This window comes from Marinobacter iranensis (genome assembly GCF_029207565.1).
In the GTDB taxonomy this organism is placed as follows: Bacteria; Pseudomonadota; Gammaproteobacteria; order Pseudomonadales; family Oleiphilaceae; genus Marinobacter; species Marinobacter iranensis.
On the sequence record NZ_JANCMW010000325.1, the window covers coordinates 1 to 251 of the forward strand.

1 protein-coding gene is annotated in these 251 nt (G+C 63.3%); it reads right to left on the minus strand.

Annotated features, from left to right (window positions below; all coding sequences use genetic code 11):
• Positions 1–251, minus strand: a 251-nt coding sequence (locus NLU14_RS22565) for an AzlC family ABC transporter permease (RefSeq protein WP_275710821.1), incomplete at both ends; no start/stop codon positions are given.

Here is a 251-nt window from a genome sequence, read left to right on the forward strand (position 1 = left end):
TCACGGCCACGAAATGCGAGAGCAGATAGAGCACCCATTGCCGGCTTTTCCTGGCGCGCATCTCGGGCACGAGAGCCATCACCATCGGCATCAGGCGTATGGCAGACAACGTCACCGCAAACATCGCGGCCGGCAGCGCAACACCCGATACAATGGCGCCCACGAGGACGACCATCGAAGGCAACGCCCACACGATGCCGGTCATGAAGGCGGCCTGTACCACCGTGACCCCGGCGTCTTTCGCCAAGGCG